Genomic DNA, 24,694 nt, shown 5'->3' with positions numbered 1-24,694 from the left:
CCCGGACGATTCCAGAGCTGACTCGAGGAGACGACATGAGTACGAACATCGACGCTTCCCTGACCGGCGGTGCCGCCACCCCGAACGGTGCCGCAGCCGACCCCGTGCCCACCTCCGAGGCCGAGATCGACAAGCTCCGCCAGGAGATCGACCGCCTCGACGCGGAGATTCTGGCCGCAGTCAAGCGTCGCGCCGAGGTGTCCCGTCTGATCGGCCGCACTCGCATGGCTTCCGGTGGCACCAGACTCGTCCACAGCCGCGAGATGAAAGTACTCGAGCGCTTCAGCGAGCTCGGGCAGGAAGGTCACACCCTGGCGATGCTGCTTCTGCGCCTCGGCCGGGGACGCCTCGGCCACTAGCAGGCGCCCCCGAGCCGTCGGTCACTGCAAGGCGATGTACTTCGTGTCGAGGTACTCCTCGATCCCTTCACTGCCGCCTTCCCGACCGAGGCCTGAGTCCTTGACGCCACCGAACGGCGCCGCGACGTCGGAGACCACTCCCCGATTGACGCCCAGGATGCCCGACTCGATCGCATCCGACAGGCGCAACGCCCGGTCGAGGTCCTTGGTGAAGGCGTAAGCCGCCAATCCGTACTCGGTGGCATTCGCTGCGGCGATCGCTTCGTCCTCGGTGTCGAATCCGCTGATCGCGGCCACCGGACCGAACACTTCCTCGCGCAGGATGCGGGCCCGCTGCGGTACGTCGTCGATCACCGTCGCGGGATAGAACCATCCCGGCCCGTCCGGCACCTGTCCGCCGAGGCGCACTCGTGCACCGGCCGAGATGGCGTCGTCGACGAGTTCGACGACGGTGTTTCGCTGGGCTTCGTTGATCAGGGGTCCGAGTGTCGTGTCCGAGTGGGTGCCTGGGCCCATGCGGTATGTCGACATCCGTTCGGCCAGCCTGGTGACGAATTCTTCCTTCACGGAGTTCGCGACGTGGAATCGGTTCGCTGCCGTGCAGGCTTCGCCGCCGTTGCGCAGTTTCGCGGCCACTGCGCCATCGACGGCGTCGTCGAGGTCGGCGTCCTCGAACACCAGGAACGGCGCGTTGCCGCCGAGTTCGAGTGATGTGCGAAGCAGTGAGCGGCCTGCGGTTTCGGCGAGCGCGCGACCCACCCCGGTCGATCCGGTGAAGGTGAGCTTCCTCAGCCGTGGGTCTTCGAGGAGTGGCCCGGTGACAGCGCTCGCGTGGGATGTCGGGAGCACGGACAGCACGCCCTCGGGCAGTCCTGCTTCGGCGAAGATCTCTGCGAGCAGCAGCAACGTCAGCGGGGTCTCGGAGGCGGGTTTGACGAGCATGGTGCAGCCGGCAGCGAAGGCGGGACCGATCTTGCGGGTGCCCATCGCGAGTGGGAAGTTCCACGGGGTGATCGCGAGGCACGGACCCACCGGCTGCTTGGTGACGAGAATACGTCCGGTCCCGGCCGGCGCCTGGGTGTAGCGGCCGGGGATGCGGACGGCTTCCTCGGAGAACCACCGCAGGAACTCGGCGCCGTAGGCGACTTCGGATCGGCTCTCGGGTAGTGCTTTACCCATCTCGAGCGACATGAGGTGTGCGAAGTCGTCGGCGCGGGCAGTGACCTTCTCGAAGGCACTCCGCAGGATCTCGCCGCGCTGCCGCGGAGGGGTCGCCGCCCAGTCGGGCCCTGCAGCCACCGCCGCATCGAGGGCTGTGGCGGCGTCGCCGGGCGAGGCATCCGCCACTCGGGTCAGTTCGTCGCCGGTGGCGGGGTCGTGGACGGCAAAGACGGTGTGGTTTTCGGCGGGCACCCAGCGGCCACCGAGGAACAGGTCTGTGGGAACGGAACGGATCAACTCTGCGGTGTCCATTTCCTCATAGTGCTCGGTAGGACACGGTTCGTCATCAACCCAGCAGTAACCGCAGGTGAGAGATAGTCTTCTCGCATGATCGACATCACCTCCACTGTCGAATGGCAGGAACTCGCCGCGCATCGGGCGGAGGTCGAGTCGATACACCTGCGGGATCTCTTCGAGCAGGACCCTCAGCGTGCCACGCGAATGTGCACATCCGCGGGCGAGCTGTCGATCGACTACAGCAAGCACCTGGTCACCGAGCGAACCCTGGAGTTGTTGCTCGGTCTCGTGCGAGCAGCGCGGGTCGAAGACCGACGGGACGCAATGTTCGCCGGGGAGCGCATCAACGTCACCGAGGACCGCTCCGTCCTGCACACTGCACTGCGGCTTCCCCGCGATTCGTCGCTGGTCGTCGACGGTGAGGACGTGACCGCACAGGTACACGAGGTGCTGAGCGCGATGGGTGAGTTCACCGATCGGGTGCGTTCGGGCGCGTGGCGTGGCGCTACGGGAGAGAAGATCGCGACGGTCGTCAACATCGGTATCGGCGGCTCCGACCTGGGGCCGGTGATGGTCACCCGCGCGATGCGCCACTACGCCGACGGCCCCGAGGTGCGGTTCGTGTCGAATGTGGACCCGGCTGATCTGACGGCAGTGCTCACCGGACTCGATCCCGCGTCCACGCTGTTCGTGGTGGCATCGAAGACCTTCTCGACACTCGAAACCCTCTCGAACGCCACGGCCGCGCGACGCTGGCTGGTTGCTGCGCTCGGAGGCGATGCGGTGGCGTCGCATTTCGTGGCAGTCTCGACGCACCGTGAACGGGTCGTCGAGTTCGGGATAGATCCGGCGAACATGTTCGGGTTCTGGGATTGGGTCGGGGGCCGGTACTCGGTGGATTCGGCGATCGGGCTGTCCGTGATGTGCGCGATCGGCCGCGATCGGTTCGCGGAATTTTTGGCCGGCTTCCACACGATGGACACTCATTTCCGCACGGCGCCGCTACCGCAGAACGCTCCGATTCTGCTCGGGATGCTGGGTGTGTGGTACACGAGTTTCCTCGGCGCCCAGTCGCGGGCGGTGCTGCCGTATGCCAATGACCTGGTGCGGTTTCCGGCATACCTACAGCAGCTGACGATGGAGTCGAACGGCAAGTCGGTGCGGATCGACGGGTCTGCCGTCGACTACCCGACCGGTGAGATCTTCTGGGGCGAACCGGGCACCAACGGGCAGCACGCGTTCTATCAGCTACTGCACCAGGGCACGCACCTGGTGCCCGCCGACTTCATCGGGTTCGCGCGGGCACTGGTGGACCTCCCGGGCCGCGACGGCACAGGGTCGATGCAGGCGACGCTGATGGCGAACATGCTTGCGCAATCGAAGGTGCTGGCGTTCGGGAAATCTGCGGAACAGATCCGCGCCGAAGGCACCGCGGACGAGCTGGTGGCGCACAAGGTTATGCCCGGAAACCGGCCGTCGACGACGATCCTCGCACCGCAGTTGTCGCCGTCCACGCTCGGCCAGCTCATCGCGCTGTACGAGCACCAGGTGTTCGTACAGGGGGTGGTGTGGGGCATCGATTCGTTCGACCAGTGGGGTGTCGAGTTGGGAAAGGTCCAGGCCACGGCACTACAACCTGCGTTGGACAGCGAGGACACGATCTCGGCGGGCGACGCCTCCACCGACGCCCTGATCCGGACGTATCACCGCATGCGCAAGAGTTGACAGAGCTCAGGCCGCACGTGGATCCGACCACGTCGACGTCGTGTGGACCCGGCCTCTCGAATCGATGAGGCGGCCCGCCAGTTCGTACTGCTCGAGCCACGATATCGCTCCGATACCCCGATGCAGCGCCGTCGCCGCGGCGGCATCGGCCCACACTGCGTCCGCTGCGATGACGGTGATCGTGCCCCATCGTTGCTCGCCGGCGGCCGACGTCCGCGAACTCATCGCGGCACCAGCAGGCAGCTCGACGATCCCGTGGTCGGGCAGCGACACCTGCCACCCGCCCGCGGGGCAGTGCCCCGCGGTCGCAATCGTGGCGCCCATCTGCACCAGCACCCCGCATTCGAGGACGGTCGCGACCAGCGTCGCCGCCCTGTCGGTGACGTCGGCGTGCGCGGTAGCGGTGATGTCGAGGCTCGCACCCCACGGTGCGAGCACTGTCTCGTCGTCGAGCTGCACGTCGAGGTAGCGCGGGATCGGATGGATCGGCGGCACGGATTTCTCGTCGAGTCTCGCGTCGTCGCCCGCGACGGGATCGACCGCGCCGTCCGTCATCCGCGCAGCCCACAGTGCAGACCGCAGGAGTGCCGCCAGTCTCGGGCTCACCCGCACCGGTGTGCCCTGCGCCAGGTTCACCGTATGAATCTCCGCGTCGCCGCGTCGGAGGTCGCATGCGGCCGCCGATTCCTCGACAACCGACCGCACGAGTTCTTCGGCTTCACCGAGTGCTGCGCATTCTGTGACTGCCACCGCGACGTCTTCCCCCCACCCCCGCCACTGTGTGCTGCTGATCATGACGGGCACCACCCGCAATCGTTTCTGGGACGTTGGTCTCCAGTATGCCTCGAATATTCGCGCCGGTCAGGTGCCGAAACAGATCCCGGCCGTGGTCAGATTCGAGACAGAATTCCTTCGGTGTCAACCCCTGTGGGCAGAGTGCCCAGTGCGATTCCCCAATCGGAATCGAGCCTGCTCGCGCAGAACGCATCGGCCACCGCGGGGTGCCCGTGCCGCACCAGTTGAGCTCCCTGCAGCACCAGTGCCATGAGTTCGACGATGCGCCGGGCTCGATATTCGATGTTCTCGATGTCGGCGAGTTCCTTGCCGAGGCGTGAGATCGCGTCGTCGAGCCGGCTGTCGGCGCCTTCGGCCAGTCGTACTTCGGAGAAGAACGCGTCGACGCTGCCGGGTTGCTTGACCATCGCGCGAAGCGCGTCGAGAGCTGCGACGTTGCCCGAGCCCTCCCAGATGGACATGAGCGGTGCTTCCCGGTAGAGCCGCGGCATACCCGATTCCTCGGCATAGCCGTTGCCGCCGAGGCATTCGAGGGCTTCGGCACTGTGCGCGGGGGCGCGCTTGCACACCCAGTACTTGGTGACCGCGAGTGCGATCCGGCGCAGCGCCGCTTCCTGTTCGTCACCGCTCGCGCGGTCGGTCGCTCCGGCGAGCCTCATCATCATCGTGGTCGCCGCCTCGGATTCGACGACGAGATCGGCGAGGACGTTGCGCATGAGCGGCTGATCGATGAGCAACGCACCGAACGCCTTACGGTGACGCGCATGATGCACGGCGCGTAGCGTGGCCGCCCGCATTCCGGTCGACGAGCCGATGACGCAGTCGAGCCTGGTCATGTTCACCATCTCGATGATCGTGTTGACGCCGCGCCCTTCCGGCCCCACAAGCCATCCGATCGCACCCTGGTATTCGATCTCGGACGACGCGTTCGATCTGTTGCCGAGCTTGTCCTTCAGACGCTGGATATGGATGCGATTGCGGGTGCCGTCGGGCAGGACCCGCGGCAGCAGGAAGCACGACGAGCCGGTCTCCGTATTGGCCAGGGTCAGGAATACGTCGGACATCGGAGCCGAGGTGAACCACTTGTGGCCGACGATCGTGTAGCTGCCGTCGGCGTTGGGTGTCGCCGTCGTCGTGTTGGCACGGACGTCGGAGCCGCCCTGCTTCTCGGTCATCGACATGCCTGCGATCAGGCCGCGCTTGGACGACGGTTCGCGCAGGCCGAAGTCGTAGTGGGGTGCCGCGAGGAGCGGCTCGTAGATCGCCGCGAGCTCCGGGTTGTGCCGGAGCGCGGGGATCGCGGCGTAGGTCATGGAGATGGGGCACATGTGCCCGGCTTCGGCCTGTCCCCACACGTAGAACTTGGCGGCGCGGGCGACGTGCGCGCCCGGACGAGGATCACGCCAGGGTGCGCCGTGCAGGCCGTGTTCGACGGCGACGGTCATCAGGTCGTGCCAGTGCGGATGGAATTCGACCTCGTCCACCCGGTTTCCGTAGCGGTCGTGGGTGTGCAACACGGGCGGGTACTCGTTGGCGAGCCTGCCCCATTCCTGCGCCTCGACACCACCGGCGCGCACACCGAGTTCACGGACCTCGTATTCGGCCCAGGATGCGCCCTCGCGGCGCAGCCCTTCGAGCAGCGTTCGGTCGTCGGCCGCCTGATAGGGCACGAGATCGGGTACCTGATTGAACACTTCGTGGGTGGCCGGGAATGTCATGACGGAACTCCTTCGTGCCGGTCGAGGGCCGGGTCGCATCCTGCCGCGCGCAGACCGAGGGTGACAAGGTCGGGAATGGTGGTGGCGGCCGCCTCACCGACGCTGAGGGGGCCGGTGAGGACTTCACCGACGGCCCCGACGAGGGCTGCGGCTACGAGCCCGGGGTTCTGCGGGGGTAGTTCGCCGGTGGTGACACCGAGTCGGATCGCATCGGCGAACGAGGCGGCGAACGCACGACGGAATTGGAGTCGCTCGGCGTCGACGGCGGCGTCGACCGGTTCCGCGAGCAGGGCGTATGCCAGGGTCGGTTTCCGCAATGCGCGGGAGGCGAACGTCTCGATGACACGCGCGATACGTTCGGCGGCCGTTCCGGTGGTGGCGACGGCGCTGACCGCGGCGACCTCGCGACCGCACTGTTCACGGAAGACACGGACCATGAGATCGGATTTGTCCGTGAAATGCCGGTAGACGGTACCGGTGGCGACCCCGGCTCGCTCGGCGACGGCTGCGATGGACAACCCCTGGTACCCGTGTTCGGTCAACAACGCGACCGCCGCGGCCGCGATGGAGTCGCGTTGGGCGTCGAGTCGTTGCTGCACTGCGGGAGTACGCCGATAGGCCACATCAAGTATTGAACTTCGGTTCATCCCTTGAGTCAAGGCCCTCGGGTCAAGGAGCATCGCGCACCGGCGACGGTCACACCGCGGGAGCGAGGGCCTCCACCAGACGGGTGCGCGCACGATTGATCCGGCTCTTGACGGTCTGCACCCCGATCCCCTGATGCTCCGCGATCTCGGCATAGCTGAGCTGCGCGTATTCACGGAGCACCACCGCGGTGCGATATTCGTCCGGCAGGTCTGCGAGCGCGCGGCGCACCGCGTCCACGTCGACGACGCGGTCGGCTACCGGCGACTCGGAACTCACACCCAGATCGATCTCGTCGACCATCACCTCGCGGCGACGACGCACGGTCGCCAGAGCCGCGTTCGCCGCGATGCGATGCAGCCACGTGCTGAACTTGGCGGTGCCCCGGAACTTGTCCAGGTTCTGCCATGCCGCAGTCAATGCGTCCTGCAGCGCATCTTCGGCGTCGTGCCGGTTGCCGGTGATCTGGAGACACACCGCCCAGGTCCGGGTTCGATAGGCACCCACCAGCTCACCGAACGCTGCGGTGTCGCCTGCTCGGCACTGCGCGATCAGCTCGTCGTCGTCCATTCATACCCCCATGTCGTGGCGGTAGATTACCGTCCCCGACCTCGGCCGAGCATCACCATCCCAGGTCGAGCCCGTCCAGTCCACCGGAGACCGGCTCGTCCAGGTCGGTTCCGGGATCGCTGTACGCATCGGAGGTCTCGTCTTCCAGGGCGGAATCGGTACCGTCGAGAACGATTTCGTCATCGTCGAGAACGATGTCGTCGCCGGCGACCGCAGATGCGTCGTCCGGCACGAGTCCGGAGGCGACGATCACTGCATCGGGATCCACCGCTGCCCCCACAGCACCGTCCCACACGTCATCGGGCACCGGTTCGAGAGCACTGTCGGGTGACAGTCCCAAGGCCTCCCACAGGGAGACATCCGAGTCGCTCATCGCGTCCCCTTCCCGGAGTCGGTCACATCAGGCCGGTCGAGTCGGTGGACTCCGCCGATCCGGTGTCGGATTCGAGTGTGTAGACCTCGTCGGCATATCCGTCCTGGTCGTAGTCGACGCCCATGACGTCGGCCACTCCATCGCCATCGACGTCGACCATCACGGTGTCGACGATACCGTCGCCGTCCATGTCGAAGTCACCTTCGTCGATCACGCCGTCCTCGTTGTGATCGAACAGTGCACCATCGATACGCCCGTCACCGTCGAGGTCGACGTACAGGGTGTCGGCAACTCCGTCGCCGTCACGGTCGACCGCGCCCTCGCCGAGTGCCGGGTTCGGGACCGGGCCCTGCTCCGAACTGGATCCCGGTCCGACACCGTAAGGATTCTCTGCCATCTTGTCCTCGATTCTCGCTGCTCACCTGCTTACGACAATGAGATGCAGCGACAACCGCAAATGTTCCCGGCCGACGAACATCGGCCGAACCGAAGACTACGACCAGCCGTCGTCGACGACCATCGTCTCCGTGCTCACCGGGGCAGTCCCGTCCCCCCGAGCCGAGGAATTCTCCGGCAGCCCCCGCACAGCGGCAACGGTGACCCCCGCCACGATCAGGGCACTTGCCACCACGATCCCCACGGGTCGGATCCAGCCGATCGCGCGGGCGCGCAGGCTCCGCCTGCTGTTCTCGGCCAAGATCAGCGCCCCCTCTGCCACCACCGCGGGATCGCTCGGGGTCGCGAGAGGGCCGAGGTGCGCCAGCCTGTTACGTAACAGGGGAATTCGCGCAGATCCTCCGGTCGCGCACAGAACGTCGAGATCCCCTACCCCGAGCCGGGCATCGGTCAAGGTGCCCCACATGGTCTCGACCACACGGTCGATGTGGGGTGTGATCGCAGCGTCGAATTCCTCGCGAGTCAGAGTCGCGGCGTATTCGGTACCGTCGAGCGTCACAGCGATCGTGGCCGTCGGCTCGTACGTCAGTACCTCTTTCGCGCGTCGCGCCTGCTCGTCGAACTCCCGGTGCACACCCAGCGGCGCCTGCTGCAGTTGCGCAGCGAATCCCGGTTCGCGCGTGGTGAACACGCCTTCCGCCCACCTGCGCACGGCCGCGTCGAGGGTGCGGCCGCCGAGAGTGTCGTCGCCTCGGGCTGCTACCACCTCGAATCTCCCGGTCTCGGTCACGACAACCACGGCCGTATCCAGCGAGGTGCCGCCGAGGTCGCAGACCGCGTACACCGTCCCGTCTCGTAGAGTCCGGCCCTGGGTGCAGTACTCGACGGTGGCCCGAGCCTCGGAGACCGTCATGATCGTGCGCGCATCGATGCCCGCCCGCGCCCCGGCGTCGGCGAGCGTCCGGATCTGCTGCTCCGACCAGGCGTCCGGATGCGTGAGGACCACGACCTTCGGACGTTGTCCGTGATGTGCGGCGAGGGTCCGCTCGTACACCACCTCGATGGGCCGGACCGCATCATCGACGATCAGCGACTCGACGGTACCGCGTATCGGATTGGTATGCGCAGCAACCGTATTCGACGCACCGAAGTCGATCGACAGCATCCAGCCGGACAACGAACCCCCTCTACGAGCACACCGTTTCGTCCGACATCATGCCCTATCCGATTCCGAAATCAACTATGGGTCCGCCAGATGGTGGTATAGGCCCGCGTGAGCACCGTCAGAGCTGCATCCTCGGCTGCGGTGGACGCGGTCAACGTGCGCTGCTGGACCGCTGCGAGCCGCTGCGCCGCTGCGTCACGGATGGCGCCCGCAGGCGCCGAGGGTGGCAGACGCAACCGCTCGGCGAACGTCCGGCCGCGCAGCAGGTCTACCAGTTCCGCAACCAGCGCCGCGGACGGATCTGCCCGCAACAGTGCCCGCAGCGCCCGCAACAACAACACCGGCGTCAGCGCCGGATCGTTCTCCAGGGCGTACGCGATCGACCGGATGTGATCGCGTGCGGGATGAGCGTAGGCGAGCGAATCGATCTCCCGCAGGATCCGGCCTGCACGTTGCAGCACCGCGTATTCACGCAGAGAGGTGTGCAGCACCTCGCGGAGGCGGCCGATGCCGGATCGTTCGGACAGCCAGGTCCCCAACGCATGTGCACCCCCCGTCGCCACCTGACGTCCGTGCACGAGCCCGTACTCGCCCACCAGGTCGAGCAGTCGCTCAACGGTGGATGGGTCCACCGGCATCGGATCACCCACGTCGATGATGTCGAACAGTTCCCGGCCGGGCGGCCCCGCCAGCGAACGCAACGCCCGCGCATCGGTCTCGGTGAGTCGGCCCGTGTGGCTGGTCTCCGCGAGCAGACCCGCAACGGGAATCACCGAGCCGACCAGTCCGGGTAGTTGCGCCGCCAGCACGGCCGCGTGGTCCGCGGCGTGTGGGATCGGGTCGCGTCGGCCCAGTGCCCCCTCCCCGAAACCGTCGGCGCGAGAGAGTACCCCGAGCGTCGTCAGCGGCGTGAACCCGAGCTGATGCAGGAAATCGACCTCGTCGGCGCGCGGTGCGGAATCGAAAAGGAAGATCGCCGCGTCTGCATCCACCGACGCCGTGCGGGTCTGCTCGTATCCGTCGATCAGCGCACGCCGGGTCGTGGCGGCATTGTCGACCGTCAGCGTCGCGAGCCCCGGCGTGTCGATCAACGTGATGTCCGACAACGACTGGGACGGGAGAAACCGCTGCACATAGGCGATTTCGGTGGGCGGAAAAGCGGGTTCGACCGTCCCCCCGAAACTCAACGGCTGCGGGACGACACTGCCGTCGAGTTTGACCACCTCGGCTCGCGACGGAGCGCCGTTGCTGTAGACGGTGACGACGTTGGTCGCCTCGAGAGCCGCGGTCTCGGCCAGCGGGGCACCGATCAGTGCATTGACCAGTGTCGACTTACCGGCTTTGAGGCGACCGACGACGACGATGCGCGGCGGCGAGAAGAGGATCGCGCCGATCCGCGACGCGTGCGACGGTAGATCACCGCCCAAATTCGCCAGAGAGTGCAGTGCCGACTCGATCCGAGCGTGTACCGGATCGACGGCTCGCTGGGGGCTCCCACCCTGAGGCATCAACTCTGCACTCCCGAAGTCTGGGATCCCAGCAGTTTCTCGATCGCCTCGATCCGGTTGTGCACGATCTTCCGGTTCTTCTTCAACCGCTCCAGGGTCTTCTCACGTGTCGCGGCATCGAGCCTGGCAGTTTCCTGCGCTTCCTTCAATTGACTCTGCAGATCCTCGATACGACTCTTCAGGTCGTCGCGGTGGCGCAGCACGATCTCCGGCCGTCCCACCGACAACGCCGACTCGAGCATGCGCGAGGTGCCTGTGCGGGTCGCGGCCAACGTCTCCCGCAACCAGTTCAGGAGGTTGGTCTTTCCTGTCCGCATCGCCTTGTAGCCGAGGTTGACGGCCACCCACACCACCCCGGCCACGGCACCCACACCGATGACCGCGCCGAGCATCGACGTGCCGATCATGCCCATCGTCAGCACGCTCGGGTCGAGCAGACCCTGACGTTTCGAACCGACCTCGGCCGAGCTGACGGTGCCGGTCTGCATCGCGGCCCACACGAGTTCGCGGATCTGAGACCACTGCGGTGAGTTCGGGCCGAACAGTTCCGCGACGATCACTTCGATGCGTTCGAGGAACACCTGCGCTGCCGATTCCATCGCCGCGAGCAGATCGGTCTGCATGTCGGCGGTGAAACTCTGCGCGCTGCGCCGCATCACTTCCAGGGACGACTTGTTGACGCGGGTCGTCCACTGCTGTCGGATCCGGTCGAGTTCCTCGTCGAGGTGGGCGAGCGCGGCCTGGCGGGCGAGCGTCAGATCACGGGCAAGGTACTGCTCCCACTGTTGCGACCGGTTCTTCAAATCCTGCAGGCGGTCGCGTTCGGCGGTGAGATCAGCGGTTGCGGTGGCGTTGTCGTCGATCACCGCGATATCCGAGGCGACCCGTTCCTCGACGCGGCGAAGTCCTTCGAGGAGAGTACGGAGCGTATCGGCATGGGGAAGCTCTGCTCTCGTGTCGAGCAGGGCATTGATCTGCGCGCGCAGTTCGACGATGCCCGACGCTCGTTCGGCCCGGTCCCGTGCGTGACCGGGCGGCATCTGCGCAGCGAGTGCCGCACGCAGGCTCGACACGCCCAGCACCGGTATCTGCCGCTGCAGATGGCGCTCGATCAAGGCGCGGTTCTCGCCCACGATGGGGCGCCAGCGTCGCAGGTTCTTGTCGGTCTTGGTGACTACGACCACCACCGATTCGACGGACGCGGACGCATCGCGCAGGAAGGTCATCTCGGGTTCGGTCAGCGGGGTGGACGCGTCGCACACCATCACCAGCACCGAAGCCTGCCGTGCCGACTGTGTTGCAAGCGCAGTGTGGGAGGCGACGAGCCCACCGGAGCCCGGGGTGTCCACGACGACGGCTCCGCCAAGGACGGGCCGCGCGGTCGCGACCACCGCGCCGGTCGGCAGGTCTTCGATCGTGGGGTCGGAGACGCGCGCACCATTGCTGGTGATCCAGTCCGGCAGTTCGGCGCGAGAGATCGGCACACTTCGATCTGCGTACAGAAGTTCGACGGATCCCGGCGGGTGCCGATCGTCGGGCGGCACGAACCGCACCGCTGCGGACGTGGTGGTCTCGACGGCGGACGGTGACGCATCGAGTTCCTCGACGAGAGCGTTGACCAGCGCGCTCTTACCACGCTGCACCTCCCCCACCACCACCACGGTGCGGCGCTGCACGGGTGCTTTCGATTTGGCCAAGGCGAGCTCGGCCGTGGCATTGCGCCCGTACGCGCGCAGCACCTTCACCGACGCCTCGACCAGTACATCTACGTCGACACCCTCGGAACGAGTCGTCTCTGCAGCGGATTGCGCGGGCTGCGTGGTCTGGGTTCCGGTCACCAGCACCTCCTCTCCTGCACCGGATGCGACAGTATCGGACACCGGAAAACCGGGCATTACCGGACATAGAGGCACGATGCTCACACTGGTGTGACGGGACGTCACGTACAGTGCGCACCATGACGTCCGAGATGCTCGTCACCCCGGACGGCGCCGTCCGCGGAATCCGCAATGGCGACCTCGTCGCCTGGCGGGGTATCCCCTATGCCGCGCCGCCGGTCGGCCCGTTGCGGTTGCGTGCGCCGCAACCCGTCGAGCCGTGGTCGGGTGTCCTCGACGCGACTCGCTTCGGAAACGCCGCGAGCCAGCATCCACGCGGCCTGGTCACCGGCTCGGGCACCCGGGTCGCCGCCGGCGAAGACTGTCTGACGCTCAACGTGCTCGCCCCGTCCGGCCGCGTCCACACGCCCCGGCCGGTGATGGTGTTCATCCACGGTGGTGCCTTCACCATGGGCACCAGCGCGTTGTCCGTGTACAACGGAGAATCCCTCGTGCGCGACGGCGACATCGTGTACGTCTCGCTCAACTATCGTCTCGGCGCGCTCGGCTATCTCGACTTCACCGAGTACTCCGGCGCCTCTCGCCTCTTCGATTCCAATCTCGGTCTCCGCGACCAAGTGGCAGCGCTCGAATGGGTCCAACGCAACATCGCCGCGTTCGGCGGAGACCCGCAGAACGTGACCATCTTCGGTGAGTCCGCGGGCGGCACGTCGATCACCACTTTGCTCGCGACCCCTGCCGCGCACGGACTGTTCGCGCGCGCGATCGCGCAGAGCCCCGCGCCGGGGCTGGTCAACACCGTCGACCGCACTCGCGAGTGGGGTCGGCGCTTCGTCGAATTGCTCGGCGCCGACGCCGCCACCGCAGCGAAGGCGCTGTCGGATGCATCCCCGGCAGAACTGGGTCGTGCCGGCTCACGCCTCGGTGCCTCGGTCCTGCGTGCGACGCCGGGGCTGCACCCGTTCGGTCCGGTCGTCGACGGGAAGTACCTGCCGGTGGCACCACTCGAGGCGTACGAAGCGGGCACCGCGCACCCGGTCCCCTTGATCATCGGAACGAACGACCGCGAGGGTGCGCTCTTCCCGCGGTTCCTCGATGCACTCCCCACCGATCCGCAACGGATCGAGCGGATGTTCGCGGGCACCGACCCCGACGCCCACGAACGCATCACCGCAGCGTATCCCGGGTATCCCTCCGAACGTGCCGCCATCGACCTCGGCGGCGACACCACCTTCTGGTATCCGTCGGTGCAGATCGCCCAAGCACACTCACGCCACGCACCGACGTTCGCCTACCGCTACGACTTCGCTCCCCGCCTGCTTCGATGGACGGGTTTCGACGCCACGCACGCCGTCGAACTGCTGGCCGTGTTCGGACAGGCCGACGAACTGCTGGGCAGGCTGCTCACCTCGGTGGGTGGCCGTCGTGATCTGCGGACGGTCTCCGCCTCGGTACAACGCCAGTGGCTGCAGTTCGCGCGACACGGCGAACCGTTGCCGTCGTGGCCTCGCTACGACGAGACCGACCGCGCGACCGTGGTGTTCGACGTGCCGACCCGCGTGGAGCACGATCCTCGCAGTGAGCGGAGACTCGCATGGGAAGGCTATCGCGGCTATTCCCCTGTGCTGTAGGCACTTCGCTCATCTCGAGCGTGGCTCACATGGACACGGTGAGCAGGAACGCAACGTCTTCGAGCGCTTCGACGCTGTGCCGCTCCGGCGGGATGATCAGCAGATCGCCGGGCGAGCCCTTCCACGAATTGTCTCCTGCGATCAACTGCAACTGACCGGTAAGGATTTGCAGGGTCGCCTCGCCCGGGCTGTCGTGCTCGCGCAGTTCCCGTCCGGCCTGGAGCGCGACGACGGTCTGCCGCAGGCTCTTGGCGTGCCCACCGAACACGGTGTGCGAGCTGCGTCCGCTACTCGAGGTGGCGGCAAGTTTCAGTTGCTGTCGGGCCAGCGCGGTGAGCGAGAGCTTGTCCATGGTTCGCAGTATGGCGTACCGGAAGATCCGCCACTCAACTTCGGATGTACCGGATCCATCGGAATCGGGTTCCGGAGGTGGACGTCGTCCACTCGCCGGTGTCGGCAGTAATCCACTCCGGTCCGACCGGCGGGGCAAGGGCATCGCCGTCGACCTCGAGATCGACCTCGGTGACGAGCAGCTGTGTGGCGTGATCCATCGCCTGCGCGTAGATCTGACCGCCGCCCATCACGACGATCTCGCCGTCACCGGCCCTCGCCAGTGCCTCGTCGACACTCGACGCGGTGAGGGCACCGTCGGCCGACCACTCGGGGTTGCGCGTGACCACCACATTGCGGCGGCCGGGCAATGGCCGGAATCGTTCCGGCAGCGAATCCCAGGTGAGCCGGCCCATCACGACGGGCTTGCCCATCGTCGCCTTCCTGAAGAACGCCATGTCCTCCGGGACGTGCCACGGGATAGCGCCGTCGCGGCCGATCACACCGCCGGGAGTCTGTGCCCAGATCAGCGTGACATGGTCGCTCACACCGCCACCGGTGCCTTGATCGCGGGGTGGTGCCGGTAGTCGACGATCTCGACGTCTTCGAAGCGGTAGTCGAAGATCGAATCGCGCGGTGCCAGCCTCAGCGTCGGGTACCCGTACGCCTCGCGGGTGAGTTGTTCGGTGACCTGCTCGATGTGGTTGTCGTAGATGTGGCAGTCGCCGCCGGTCCAGATGAACTCGCCGACGTCGAGTCCGGTCTGCTGCGCCACCATGTGGGTGAGCAGTGCGTAGCTGGCGATGTTGAACGGCACGCCGAGGAACATGTCGGCGCTGCGCTGGTACAGCTGACAGCTGAGCTTGCCGTCGGCGACGTAGAACTGGAAGAACGCGTGGCACGGCATCAGCGCCATGTCGTCGAGATCCGCGACGTTCCACGCCGACACGATCATGCGACGCGAATCGGGGTTGTTCCGGATCGTGTCGATCACACCGGAGATCTGGTCGATGTGCCTGCCGTCGGGTGCCGGCCACGACCGCCACTGGACGCCGTAGACAGGTCCGAGCTCTCCCTCGTCGGTCGCCCATTCATCCCAGATGGTGACCCCGTGCTCCTGCAGCCACTTCACGTTCGAGTCGCCGCGCAGGAACCACAGCAACTCGTAGACGATCGACTTGAGGTGGACCTTCTTCGTGGTGATCAGCGGAAAGCCCTGCGCGAGGTCGAAGCGCATCTGATGCCCGAACACGCTGCGTGTGCCGGTGCCGGTGCGGTCGGACTTCGGGGTCCCGGTGTCCAGGACGAGGCGCAGCAGATCTTCATAGGGAGTCGGGACAGTCACGGTTGGCAGTCTAGGCGGCTGCGCCACCCGTGCGCGTTTCTGGTCGTCAGAGCTACCAAGACCGCGCACGGGTCGTAGCCTGAGAGGCATGCCGGAGCTCCCCGAAGTGGAAGCACTCGCCGTGTTCTTACGTGAACACGCTGTCGGGTCCGTGGTGGGTCGCATCGACGTCGCGGCCCTGAGCGTGCTGCAGACCGCCGATCCCCCGATCACAACGCTGCAAGGCCGCGACATCACCGGGGCCCGTCGCTTCGGCAAGTTCCTCGTCGTCGACTGCGGTGATCTGTCGCTGATCACGCACCTGTCGCGGGCCGGATGGCTGCGATGGCTCGACGAGCCGTCACAGACACCGCCGAAGCTCGGCAAGGGGCCGCTGGCGTTGCGCGTGCACCTGTTCCGCCCCGACGCCTCCACCCCCGCGTTCGATCTCACCGAGGCAGGCACCAAGAAACGTCTGGCAGTGTGGGTCGTCCGCGACCCCGCCCAGGTCCGGGGTATCGCACGGCTCGGACCGGACGCCCTCGACGTGACCGCCGACGAGTTCGGTGCGCTGCTGGAGGGCAGTAGCGCGCGCCTGAAGACGCTTCTCGTCGACCAGTCGGTGCTCGCCGGGATCGGCAATGCCTACTCCGACGAGATCCTGCATGTCGCCCGGTTGTCTCCGTTCGCCACCGCGTCGCGTCTCACAGGTGAGCAGGTCGCCACTCTCTACGGCGCGATGCGCTCGGTCCTCGTCGACGCCGTCGACCGATCGGTGGGTCAGGACGCCGCCCGGCTCAAAGGGGAGAAACGCTCAGGACTGCGAGTGCATGCCCGGGCAGGGCTGCCGTGCCCGGTGTGCGGCGATACCGTCCGCGAGGTGTCGTATTCCGAACGATCCTTCCAGTACTGCCCCACCTGCCAGACCGGCGGGAAGATCCTTGCTGATCGCAGGATGTCCCGCCTGCTGAAGTAGGGTGTGCCGAGTGGATCTCTCGTCCCGCTCCGGCGCGGCGGTCCGGACGCTCGCACCCGGATACTTCGCTCTCGTCATGTCGAGCGGCATCATCTCGATCGGTGCCCATCTCCGAGGATTCGACGTCGCGTCGGTGATCCTGCTGATCGTCACAGCCGTGTCGTACGCGGTTCTGCTCGTGCTCTCGCTCTGGCGATCGATCAAGTTCCGGCACGACCTGTACGACGACATGGCCGATTCGTCGCGGGCGTTCGGCTTCTTCACCTTCATCGCAGGGAGCAACGTCCTCGGGGTACGTCTGATGATGGAGGGCTGGCATTCCACTGCGGCGCTGCTACTGCTATTCGCGGCGCTGACCTGGCTGGTACTCGGATATGTGATCCCGTGGACCGCAGTCCTCGGCACGACGAAGCGTCCCGTCCTCGCGAAGGCCAACGGCACCTGGTTCATCTGGGTGGTGGCCAGTGAATCCGTCGCCATCGCTGCTGCGGCACTGCAGCCCGTCTACCAGGAACTGGACCGGTTGCTGGCCGCGGTCGCGGTGTTCACGTGGGCCGTTGGCCTGTTCCTGTATGCCGCGGCCGGGATCTTCGTCGGTGCGCGGATGCTGCAATATCCGCTGCGACCCACAGACCTGACTGCTCCGTACTGGGTCGCGATGGGAGCATGCTCGATCACTGTCGTGGCCGGAGCACAGATCGTCGAGATGTCCGACGCGCCGATGGTCGATGCCACCCGCGGCTTGATCGCGGGCCTCGCGGTCGTGATCTGGGCTTTCGCCACCTGGTTGTTCCCGCCACTGATTGCAGCGGGCTGGTGGCGGCACCGTGTCCACAAGGTCCCACTGACGTATGACTCGTCGCTGTGGTCGATCGTGTTCCCCCTCGGCATGTATGCCGTCGCGGGGATCTACCTCGGCCGTGCCGACGAATTGCCGCTCGTCGGCGCCGTCGGTGCGGCCGAACTGTGGGTCGCGATGGCGGCGTGGTTGCTCGTGTTCACGGCCATGCTGCGCCACCTGTGGACCACTCTCGTGCGCCCGCGCGGCACACCCGCACCTGCTCCTTCCGACCGGAATGCGCCATGAGCCCGGTTACGGTGGTCTGGTGAGCGTCGAACTCCTTGACACCGGAACCGTGCACGGCCGGCTGCATATCCCCGACGGGAAGCCGCGTGGCGCGATAGCGCTCACCCACGGCGCAGGCGGCAACAGCGACGCGAAGATCCTGCAGGTGATGTGTGAGCGCTTCGCCGAACACGGCATCGTCTCGCTCCGCTACGACCTGCCGTTCCGGCGTCGCAAACCGAAGGGACCGCCCCAACCGGCCCGCGCCGCGGAGGATCGGTCGGGAGTGGCCGAGGCTATCGCCGCGCTGCGCGAACGGCACACCGGACCGATCATGGTCGGCGGTGTTTCCTATGGCGGCCGACAGACATCCATGCTCCTATCCGAGCGACCCGGGATCGCCGACGCCCTGGTCCTCCTGTCGTACCCGTTGCATCCGCCGGGTAAGCCCGAAAAAGCCCGGACCGAGCATCTGCCCGCCGTCGCGGTGCCGACGGTGTTCGTGCACGGCGCCCGCGACCCGTTCGGCACCCTCGACGAGATCACGGCCGCCGCAGCGTTGGTGACCGGACCCACGGCCCTTCTCGAGGTGCCTGCGGCCGGTCACGATCTGAGCCGAGCGAAGACCGATCTCTCCGCCGAGACGGTCACCGCGGTACTCGAACTGCTGGGAGACTCCCTGTGAACGACATGCCCGATTCGGTCACCGAAGCGCCGATCGACACCCTCCTGACCGAGCTGCGTGACCGTCTCGACGACGCCGCCACGGCACCCGAGACTCTGCGCAGCTTGCTCGAGGCGGTGCTCGTGGTCGGGTCGGGACTCGAACTCGACTCCGTGTTGCAACGCATCGTCCAATCCGCGGTGTCACTTCTCGATGCCCGGTACGGGGCGCTCGGTGTGCGCGCCGCCGACGGAGGACTGTCGGAGTTCGTCTACGAAGGCATCAGCACTGCTCAACGCAGCAAGATGGGGCACCTGCCGGAAGGGCGCGGCATCCTCGGGCTGCTGATCAACGATCCGCGGCCGGTGCGACTGGCCGACCTGTCGAAGCATCCGGCGTCGATCGGGTTTCCCCCCAACCATCCGCCGATGAAGTCCTTCCTGGGGACTCCGATCATGATCCGCGGCAAAGTGTTCGGCAGCATCTATCTGACCGAGAAGCTGGGCAACCCGGAGTTCACCGAGGAAGATGCGGTGATCCTGAAGGTACTGGCAACGTCCGCGGGGATGGCCGTCGACAATGCGCGCCTGTTCGAAGGATCACTGACTCGCGAGCGGTGGCTCGCGGCGATGGCCTCGATCAACGCGCGTCTTCTCGTGGGTGGCTCGGTCGACGAAACACTCGGCCTCCTCACGGGCCAGGTCCGCGAACTTGCCCGCTGCGCTGGAGTTTTCGTCGTCCTCGTCGACGGTTCCCACGGCACGCTCCACGCTGCATCACCGACCGCACCGGCAGCCGACACCGTGCGGATCGACCTGACCGACACGCCGGTGCTGCATGCGCTCAAGACCCGGCAGGCTGTTCTCACCGACTCCTTGGCGGGGCTGCCGTCGGCCGGGCACGGCAACGAAGGCACCGCGATCGTGCTGCCGCTGTCGGCGACCTCCACCATCACCGGCGTGCTCATCGTCACCCGGGAGACCGGATCCGATCCTTGGGACGACGAGGAGATCGCCCGGCTCGAGTCGATGTCGAATCTTGCCGCCGTGGCACTCGAATTCGCCGAACAACAACGCAAGAAACGCTTGCTCGATGTCCTTGCCGATCGCGACCGCATCGCACAGGACCTGCACGACAACGTGATTCAGCGTCTCTTCGCAACGGGAATGAGCCTGCAGAGCGTCATGGTCCCCGGCGCAGACCCCGGCCGGGTCACCGACGTCATTCATCACGCCGTCGAGCAACTCGACCGGACGGTGCGCGAGATCCGCACGACCATCTTCGATCTGCACACCACGGGGGCCGCGGTGGGCACCAGCCTCCGACGGAGGCTGCTCGACGTCGTGGGCGATCTCAGCATTCACTCGACGGTCGCGCCGAACGTCCAATTCATCGGTCCGATCGACACTTTGGTTCCCGACCGCATCCACCCCCATGCCGAAGCCGTTCTCCGCGAAGGCCTCAGCAATGCGCTGCGCCACTCGCAGTCGGAGAACATCACGGTGTCGGTGACCGCCGACAACGACTTCCGTATCGAGATCGTCGACGACGGCACCGGACTCCCCGATGCACCGCGGCGAAGCGGGCTGGCAAACCTCGAACGCCGGGCCGCGCAATGCGGTGGCATGTGCATCATCGGCCCCGGCGACGTCGGAGGGACCAGGGTGCTGTGGCGGGCTCCGCTCTGAATAGTCCTGTACCCGAGCAGGATCAGGATTGGCCCTGCTGCTTGCCTTTACGCAGCTCGGTCGCGAGGACCGCGGCCTGCGTGCGGCGCTGCATCCCGAGCTTCGCCAGCAACCGCGACACGTAGTTCTTCACCGTCTTCTCGGCGAGGAACAGCCGCTCGGCGATCTCACGGTTCGTCATTCCCTCGCCGATCAGCTCGAACACGGCCTTCTCCTGATCGGACAGTTCCGCGAGGGGGTCGGCGTTCCGCGACGCGCGGATCCGATTCATCAGCGCGGCGGTGGCGCGACTGTCGAGCAGAGAGCCACCCTCCCCCACCGTGCGGACCGCCGACACGAGGTCGGTGCCGAGAATCTGCTTGAGCACGAATCCGGACGCACCGGCCATGATCGCGTCGAACAGCGCCTCGTCGTCGGAGTACGAGGTGAGCATCAATGCGCGCAGTTCGGGCATCCGGGTACGCAACTCCCTGCACAGTTCGACACCGTTGCCGTCGGGAAGCCGAACGTCCAGCACTGCGACGTCGGCGCCGCTCCCCGGGATCCGGGCCAGCGCCTCGCCCACGGACGCGGCCTCACCCACGACGGTGAAATCGGGGACGCTGCTGAGCAGATCCACCAGTCCGCGTCTGACGATCTCGTGGTCGTCGACGAGAAATATGCGGGGCATCGCACGCACCTTTCGTTCAGCTCGATGGTGCCATGGTCGCAGCCTTCCACGACGGCGTTCTTCCCAGGGCCGTTCGACGTCACTTTCGGGACCTTCGCCCCGTGCATCGTCTCGCACTCGTGGGAGACGCTCGTAGTACACCGGGACATGTGTCGGCGCTCGGTGACGACCGGATGAGGAGGGTAGCGATGACCGTCGATTCCGAAACCTGGTCGCCTAGTGATACCGACATCATTGCGCGAGCCGTCATCGAAGCGCCCTCGGTACACGACACCCAACCGTGGGATCTCACGCTTCCCGGCTCCGCCGCGGAGCTGGAGGAACGTCTCGAATTCGCCGAGCCGGGGACGGATCCCCTGCGCCCCGATCGGCTCATCTCGTGCGGCACCGCAGTGGCCCATCTCGAACTCGCGATGCGTGTCCTCGGCAGGCAGGTCCGCACACAGCTGTTCCCCTTCCCCGATCGTCCGTCCGTGGTCGCACGGATCGAGACACTCGGGACTTCTGTTCCAACCAGTTCCGATCTGCGCTTGTACGCTGCAATCTCCCGCCGCAAGAGCCACCGCGAGTCGTTCGCAGATATTCCGGTGCCTGCCGAAACCATCGGCGACGTCGTTGCGGCGGGAGCCGGGGCGCCGAGTGTGGGCATCCGCCTACTGGCGTCCGACGAGGCTCCGGCGCTCGCCGACATGCTCACCTATTCGGCCGAGGCCAAGCGTCGCAATCTCCACTATCAGCGCGAGATGTTCTCGTGGACGTCGCATTGGCAACCGGAAGGCAACGCTGAGGTCGTCGAAGGGTGGGATGCCACGCTGGACGAGCACGGTGCCGCAGGCAAAGCCATGATCACCACCGATGTGCCCGACTCATCGGCCCTGGCCGCCGCGATCGACCGCGAAACCGTACTGCTGTTCAACGCCGACTCCGCCGACCCGATCGATCTCGTGCGGATCGGAATAGCCACCGAACGTGCGTGGCTTGCGGCCGTCGACGCGCGTCTGTCCGCGTCGGTTCTCACCCATCCACTACGAATCGAAGACTCCGCCGAACGTCTCGGCGCACGACTGGGAATGGCCACCCCGCCGCAGCTGATCATGCGGATCGGCTACTGACTGCGAGGAAGGATCGTCGAAGGTGACACAAGAACTCACCGCCATCGAGCTCGAGGAACCGTCGAGTTCCGAGCTGTTCCAAACTGTTCTGGACATGGCGCAGGCAGCGAAGTCCGGCAACACATCCGGGTGGTTGGCGGCGCGCTACAGCGGTCTCGCTCTCGAAGACCTCGCCTACACGTGCACGGAAATGCTGGGAATTCTCATCGAGAACAACGCGATCCGTGAGGGTGTTCACCCGGCCGACATGTGGCGTCGCCTGCGAGCGGCCGGCGTCGACGAGTTCGGCTGAACCACGTCCACTTCGCACTCGGAACTCATGTCGCTCACCGGCCGAGTGTCGAAGCCCGGTCACCTTTCAGGCTTCGCCAGGGCCGACCACCCGCATCCCCTCCAGCGGCACCTCCTGAACGATGAACTCGTCGTCGACGTCCGTCACGATAGCCACATAGAACACCGGCCGGCCATCGATATGCACATAGCAGCCGATCTTGAAACCCACGAGACGTGGAATCCGCTGGAGCGTAGGAACGCCACCTGTGATCTCGCCGTCGGGATGCAGCCGGGCAGCTTCGGCCAGAACAGCTCGCTGCACGACATCTCGGTCGATCAGATCGTCGTCGTCGGTCAGCGTCGAGAACGAGACCGGTTCAGTGCATACGAACGGCACCTCGAACCTCATCGGTTGCCGCACACCTTCCTGAGGTGCCGGAGGCACGTAGGCTGCGTAAGTGATGCGGTACGCCGCGATCGGTCGATGGGAAACGCGGTCGAGGACGAAGGTCCAATAGCCGTTGTGCGTCGGCACAGTACCGCGCAGCGCCGGCCCCTCAGCCGAAGTCGCGTCCAAGAACTCGTCGTACCCGAGAAGATCTGCGTGCGTTCCGTGTTCGGTGTCGCGGGTGTGAGCATGCGCCTCCGCCAGGTCGACCTCGAACAACGACACCGGATAGCAGTACTTCCGCCCGGCGATCTGGGCATGGAACTCCCGGAGCGCGTCGGTATCGAGATCGTCTGCGATCCACTGCGCGATCTCGCGGGTGGTCACTTCCTCGACGGGACGCACGGGTTCCGGGAAACCCCGAAATACCCCGTCCTCGTCGGCGCTGTCTGCGAAAGACTCGAAGTCCATGTTCGAGATCGACAGGTTGTTCTCCACACCCCACATCTCCGAGGGAATGACACGGAATGTCCGTCCGCGAGGCCGGTGCGGTTCGTCCGGCCCCGTGTAGGCGGCGACGATGGGCATCTCCGGGTTGCTCACCGTCTCGGCGTCGACGAGAAACGCGTAGTACATCAGGGATTCGCCGATTGCTTCGAGAAGCCCGTCGACAGTCAGCCCGTCGTACTCCGGATTGTCGATGCAGGTGAGGTAAGCAGCGAAATCGGTTCCGTCTCCCTGCGGTACCGGAGCCATGGCCGCGACGGCAATGCTTCGCCAGGCGGCGTCGTCGGTGAAGTCGGTGCGGATGAGCAGTGACTCGCCTTCGAGATGGTCGGTGAGGACTCGTCCTGTTCCGAGGGTGGCGAGCACCTCCGCTTCGCGGCGATCGTGCTCCTCTGCGGCGAGTTCGGCGGTGATCTCGGAGGGGTCGCGATCCGGCGGGTCGACCGGAACGACGGAGTCCACGATCCGAGCGCAATCGTCGCGGTCGATGTCCTGGTGGCTGCGGATCTCGTACGTCCAGTCGCCGATGGACCGCCGGTAGCGTTCCGGCGTCGAATCGTTCGGCCATTCGGTTTTTGGTTCGCCGATCGCGCTCACCCATCGGCGCAGCGTGAACTGCGGCGCATACCCGCTGATCGACACACTCAGCTCGCCGGTGCGGGCATCGCCGGATTGGGACTGTGCGTTTATCGTCAGCGGCAGCCACGCGGGAAGCGCCTGAGGGATCCCGGCCAGAGCGCGCTGACGTTCCTCCTGCTCCCGCTTCAATCTCGCGAAGTCATCCTCAGCTGGGCGTGACGGCCCTGTCCACGCGAACAATGTAGGATCGAATACGTCGTCGAGACTGGGGTTTTCGAGTTCCATCCAGTCGTCACCACGCTGCCACCGCAGCGCGATACCGAGTTCTGCGTCGAACACGTAGGTGACCGTGTCGTTCGCGTGCTGGTCGAGGGCGCTCACCTCCCAACCGTCGCGGCCACGTACGCGAACTGGTCTGGGCGCGCTCGGCCCGGCGAATCGTTGGTCGTCGAACCCGCGAGTTGCCCGGGGAGCAAACACGTCATAGGCGCGGAGCAGAAGGGCGGGCGAGGAGCCGCTGGTTGCGTAGCCGGTGTTGGGAGACTTGACAGTGTGCACCATCGTGCCGCTCCCGTCGCTGGACCATCTGTCGGTGGCGTTCTCGATGAAGGTGGGCTCACCTGACTCGTTCTCGTAACGCCAGGTGTTCTCGGGCGCGTGCCACACGCGGTTCCACGATCCGTCCGGACGGTGGACAGTTCCGCGAACGGTGCGTCCCATCGTGCCGTAGTTCGAGCCCCGGACCTGTTCCCACGTCGGCGTCATGATCGGAACCTACCCGACGGTCGGCTCCGGTCGAAGCCTGCGGAAGGGTACGCGGGCTTGAACTGAGGTCAGCCGAGCACATGTATCCCCCCCCGACTGGGGTTGCATCGGCAAATTCGAAAGGGGCTCCGGCCATCTCGCGGGTGCACCGCATTTTCGTGCCGGGACGAG

The 24,694-nt window shown here is 66.2% G+C and carries 24 protein-coding genes; 9 read left to right on the top strand and 15 right to left on the bottom strand.

The window, feature by feature from the left end; all coding sequences use genetic code 11:
- Positions 1 to 35: 35 nt before the first annotated feature.
- Positions 36 to 359 carry a chorismate mutase gene (locus tag ACSYG9_RS15880; RefSeq protein WP_440123484.1) on the top strand — a complete coding sequence of 108 codons (324 nt, stop codon included), beginning with the start codon at positions 36 to 38 and terminating at the stop codon, positions 357 to 359.
- Positions 360 to 380: 21 nt separating this feature from the next.
- Here ACSYG9_RS15880 and ACSYG9_RS15875 read toward each other — a convergent pair whose 3' ends face one another.
- Positions 381 to 1,832 carry an NAD-dependent succinate-semialdehyde dehydrogenase gene (locus ACSYG9_RS15875; protein ID WP_454839085.1) on the bottom strand — a complete coding sequence of 484 codons (1,452 nt, stop codon included), beginning with the start codon at positions 1,830 to 1,832 and terminating at the stop codon, positions 381 to 383.
- Between the two features lie 75 nt (positions 1,833 to 1,907).
- Here ACSYG9_RS15875 and pgi point away from each other — a divergent pair, with 75 nt between their 5' ends.
- Positions 1,908 to 3,542, top strand: coding sequence for a glucose-6-phosphate isomerase (gene pgi, locus ACSYG9_RS15870; protein ID WP_454839084.1), 1,635 nt, complete (start codon positions 1,908 to 1,910; stop codon positions 3,540 to 3,542).
- A gap of 6 nt (positions 3,543 to 3,548) precedes the next feature.
- Here pgi and ACSYG9_RS15865 read toward each other — a convergent pair whose 3' ends face one another.
- The 9 genes from ACSYG9_RS15865 to ACSYG9_RS15825 all read right to left on the bottom strand — a co-directional run bounded on the left by ACSYG9_RS15865 (position 3,549) and on the right by ACSYG9_RS15825 (position 12,550).
- Positions 3,549 to 4,337, bottom strand: coding sequence for an FAD:protein FMN transferase (locus ACSYG9_RS15865; protein ID WP_454839083.1), 789 nt, complete (start codon positions 4,335 to 4,337; stop codon positions 3,549 to 3,551).
- A gap of 95 nt (positions 4,338 to 4,432) precedes the next feature.
- Positions 4,433 to 6,055, bottom strand: a complete 1,623-nt coding sequence (locus ACSYG9_RS15860; RefSeq protein WP_454839081.1) for an acyl-CoA dehydrogenase family protein — start codon at positions 6,053 to 6,055, stop codon at positions 4,433 to 4,435.
- Positions 6,052 to 6,678, bottom strand: a complete 627-nt coding sequence (locus tag ACSYG9_RS15855; protein WP_440123479.1) for a TetR family transcriptional regulator — start codon at positions 6,676 to 6,678, stop codon at positions 6,052 to 6,054. The genes ACSYG9_RS15860 and ACSYG9_RS15855 overlap by 4 nt, the downstream gene beginning before the upstream one ends.
- Positions 6,679 to 6,751: 73 nt before the next feature.
- Positions 6,752 to 7,270 (bottom strand): RNA polymerase sigma factor, encoded by a 519-nt coding sequence (locus tag ACSYG9_RS15850; RefSeq protein WP_454839080.1) that lies wholly within the window; start codon positions 7,268 to 7,270, stop codon positions 6,752 to 6,754.
- A gap of 52 nt (positions 7,271 to 7,322) precedes the next feature.
- The gene (locus tag ACSYG9_RS15845; protein ID WP_454839078.1) at positions 7,323 to 7,643 is read right to left on the bottom strand and encodes a hypothetical protein; all 321 of its coding nucleotides are present in this window, start codon (positions 7,641 to 7,643) and stop codon (positions 7,323 to 7,325) included.
- A 22-nt stretch (positions 7,644 to 7,665) separates the two neighbouring features.
- The gene (locus ACSYG9_RS15840) at positions 7,666 to 8,040 is read right to left on the bottom strand and encodes a hypothetical protein (RefSeq protein ID WP_440123476.1); all 375 of its coding nucleotides are present in this window, start codon (positions 8,038 to 8,040) and stop codon (positions 7,666 to 7,668) included.
- 96 nt (positions 8,041 to 8,136) lie between these two features.
- Complete coding sequence (locus tag ACSYG9_RS15835) at positions 8,137 to 9,216, bottom strand: Hsp70 family protein (RefSeq protein ID WP_440123475.1); 1,080 nt, start codon at positions 9,214 to 9,216, stop codon at positions 8,137 to 8,139.
- A 59-nt stretch (positions 9,217 to 9,275) separates the two neighbouring features.
- Positions 9,276 to 10,712, bottom strand: coding sequence for a GTPase (locus tag ACSYG9_RS15830; RefSeq protein WP_440123474.1), 1,437 nt, complete (start codon positions 10,710 to 10,712; stop codon positions 9,276 to 9,278).
- Positions 10,712 to 12,550: a dynamin family protein gene (locus tag ACSYG9_RS15825; RefSeq protein ID WP_440123473.1), complete on the bottom strand. Its 1,839-nt coding sequence runs from the start codon at positions 12,548 to 12,550 to the stop codon at positions 10,712 to 10,714. The genes ACSYG9_RS15830 and ACSYG9_RS15825 overlap by 1 nt, the downstream gene beginning before the upstream one ends.
- A 119-nt stretch (positions 12,551 to 12,669) precedes the next feature.
- Between ACSYG9_RS15825 and ACSYG9_RS15820 the strand changes: the two genes are divergently transcribed.
- Positions 12,670 to 14,181, top strand: a complete 1,512-nt coding sequence (locus tag ACSYG9_RS15820; protein ID WP_440123472.1) for a carboxylesterase family protein — start codon at positions 12,670 to 12,672, stop codon at positions 14,179 to 14,181.
- 25 nt (positions 14,182 to 14,206) lie between these two features.
- Here ACSYG9_RS15820 and ACSYG9_RS15815 read toward each other — a convergent pair whose 3' ends face one another.
- Genes ACSYG9_RS15815 through ACSYG9_RS15805 form a run of 3 tightly spaced genes read right to left on the bottom strand, consistent with a single transcriptional unit; the run spans position 14,207 to position 15,856 of the window.
- Positions 14,207 to 14,533: a cupin domain-containing protein gene (locus tag ACSYG9_RS15815; protein ID WP_440123471.1), complete on the bottom strand. Its 327-nt coding sequence runs from the start codon at positions 14,531 to 14,533 to the stop codon at positions 14,207 to 14,209.
- Positions 14,534 to 14,567: 34 nt separating this feature from the next.
- Entirely contained in the window at positions 14,568 to 15,059 is a 492-nt protein-coding gene (locus ACSYG9_RS15810; protein WP_454839075.1) for a dihydrofolate reductase, read from the bottom strand.
- Positions 15,056 to 15,856 (bottom strand): thymidylate synthase, encoded by an 801-nt coding sequence (locus tag ACSYG9_RS15805; RefSeq protein ID WP_440123469.1) that lies wholly within the window; start codon positions 15,854 to 15,856, stop codon positions 15,056 to 15,058. The genes ACSYG9_RS15810 and ACSYG9_RS15805 overlap by 4 nt, the downstream gene beginning before the upstream one ends.
- An 88-nt stretch (positions 15,857 to 15,944) precedes the next feature.
- Between ACSYG9_RS15805 and ACSYG9_RS15800 the strand changes: the two genes are divergently transcribed.
- From ACSYG9_RS15800 to ACSYG9_RS15785, 4 genes are all read left to right on the top strand, one after another.
- A complete protein-coding gene (locus tag ACSYG9_RS15800; protein WP_454839074.1) occupies positions 15,945 to 16,811 on the top strand; it encodes an Fpg/Nei family DNA glycosylase in 867 nt (288 codons plus the stop codon).
- Positions 16,812 to 16,887: 76 nt separating this feature from the next.
- Entirely contained in the window at positions 16,888 to 17,898 is a 1,011-nt protein-coding gene (locus tag ACSYG9_RS15795; RefSeq protein WP_454842967.1) for a tellurite resistance/C4-dicarboxylate transporter family protein, read from the top strand.
- Positions 17,899 to 17,917: 19 nt separating this feature from the next.
- Positions 17,918 to 18,562 carry an alpha/beta hydrolase family protein gene (locus tag ACSYG9_RS15790; RefSeq protein ID WP_454839073.1) on the top strand — a complete coding sequence of 215 codons (645 nt, stop codon included), beginning with the start codon at positions 17,918 to 17,920 and terminating at the stop codon, positions 18,560 to 18,562.
- A gap of 5 nt (positions 18,563 to 18,567) precedes the next feature.
- The gene (locus ACSYG9_RS15785; RefSeq protein ID WP_440127673.1) at positions 18,568 to 20,229 is read left to right on the top strand and encodes a GAF domain-containing protein; all 1,662 of its coding nucleotides are present in this window, start codon (positions 18,568 to 18,570) and stop codon (positions 20,227 to 20,229) included.
- A gap of 22 nt (positions 20,230 to 20,251) precedes the next feature.
- On the opposite strand, the gene ACSYG9_RS15780 is transcribed toward ACSYG9_RS15785, so the two are convergent.
- Entirely contained in the window at positions 20,252 to 20,899 is a 648-nt protein-coding gene (locus ACSYG9_RS15780; protein ID WP_440123465.1) for a response regulator, read from the bottom strand.
- Between the two features lie 188 nt (positions 20,900 to 21,087).
- On the opposite strand from ACSYG9_RS15780, the gene ACSYG9_RS15775 reads away from it, so the two are divergent.
- Positions 21,088 to 22,011: a nitroreductase family protein gene (locus tag ACSYG9_RS15775; RefSeq protein ID WP_454839072.1), complete on the top strand. Its 924-nt coding sequence runs from the start codon at positions 21,088 to 21,090 to the stop codon at positions 22,009 to 22,011.
- Between the two features lie 22 nt (positions 22,012 to 22,033).
- On the top strand, positions 22,034 to 22,303 hold the full coding sequence (locus ACSYG9_RS15770) for a hypothetical protein (RefSeq protein ID WP_440123463.1): 270 nt from the start codon (positions 22,034 to 22,036) through the stop codon (positions 22,301 to 22,303).
- 66 nt (positions 22,304 to 22,369) lie between these two features.
- Here ACSYG9_RS15770 and ACSYG9_RS15765 read toward each other — a convergent pair whose 3' ends face one another.
- A complete protein-coding gene (locus tag ACSYG9_RS15765) occupies positions 22,370 to 24,523 on the bottom strand; it encodes a DUF6924 domain-containing protein (protein WP_440123462.1) in 2,154 nt (717 codons plus the stop codon).
- Positions 24,524 to 24,694 lie beyond the last annotated feature (171 nt).

Source organism: Rhodococcus sp. SJ-2, from assembly GCF_053750035.1.
The sequence above is the reverse complement of the archived record's forward strand: the minus strand, read 5'-3'. Positions and strand labels throughout refer to the sequence as shown.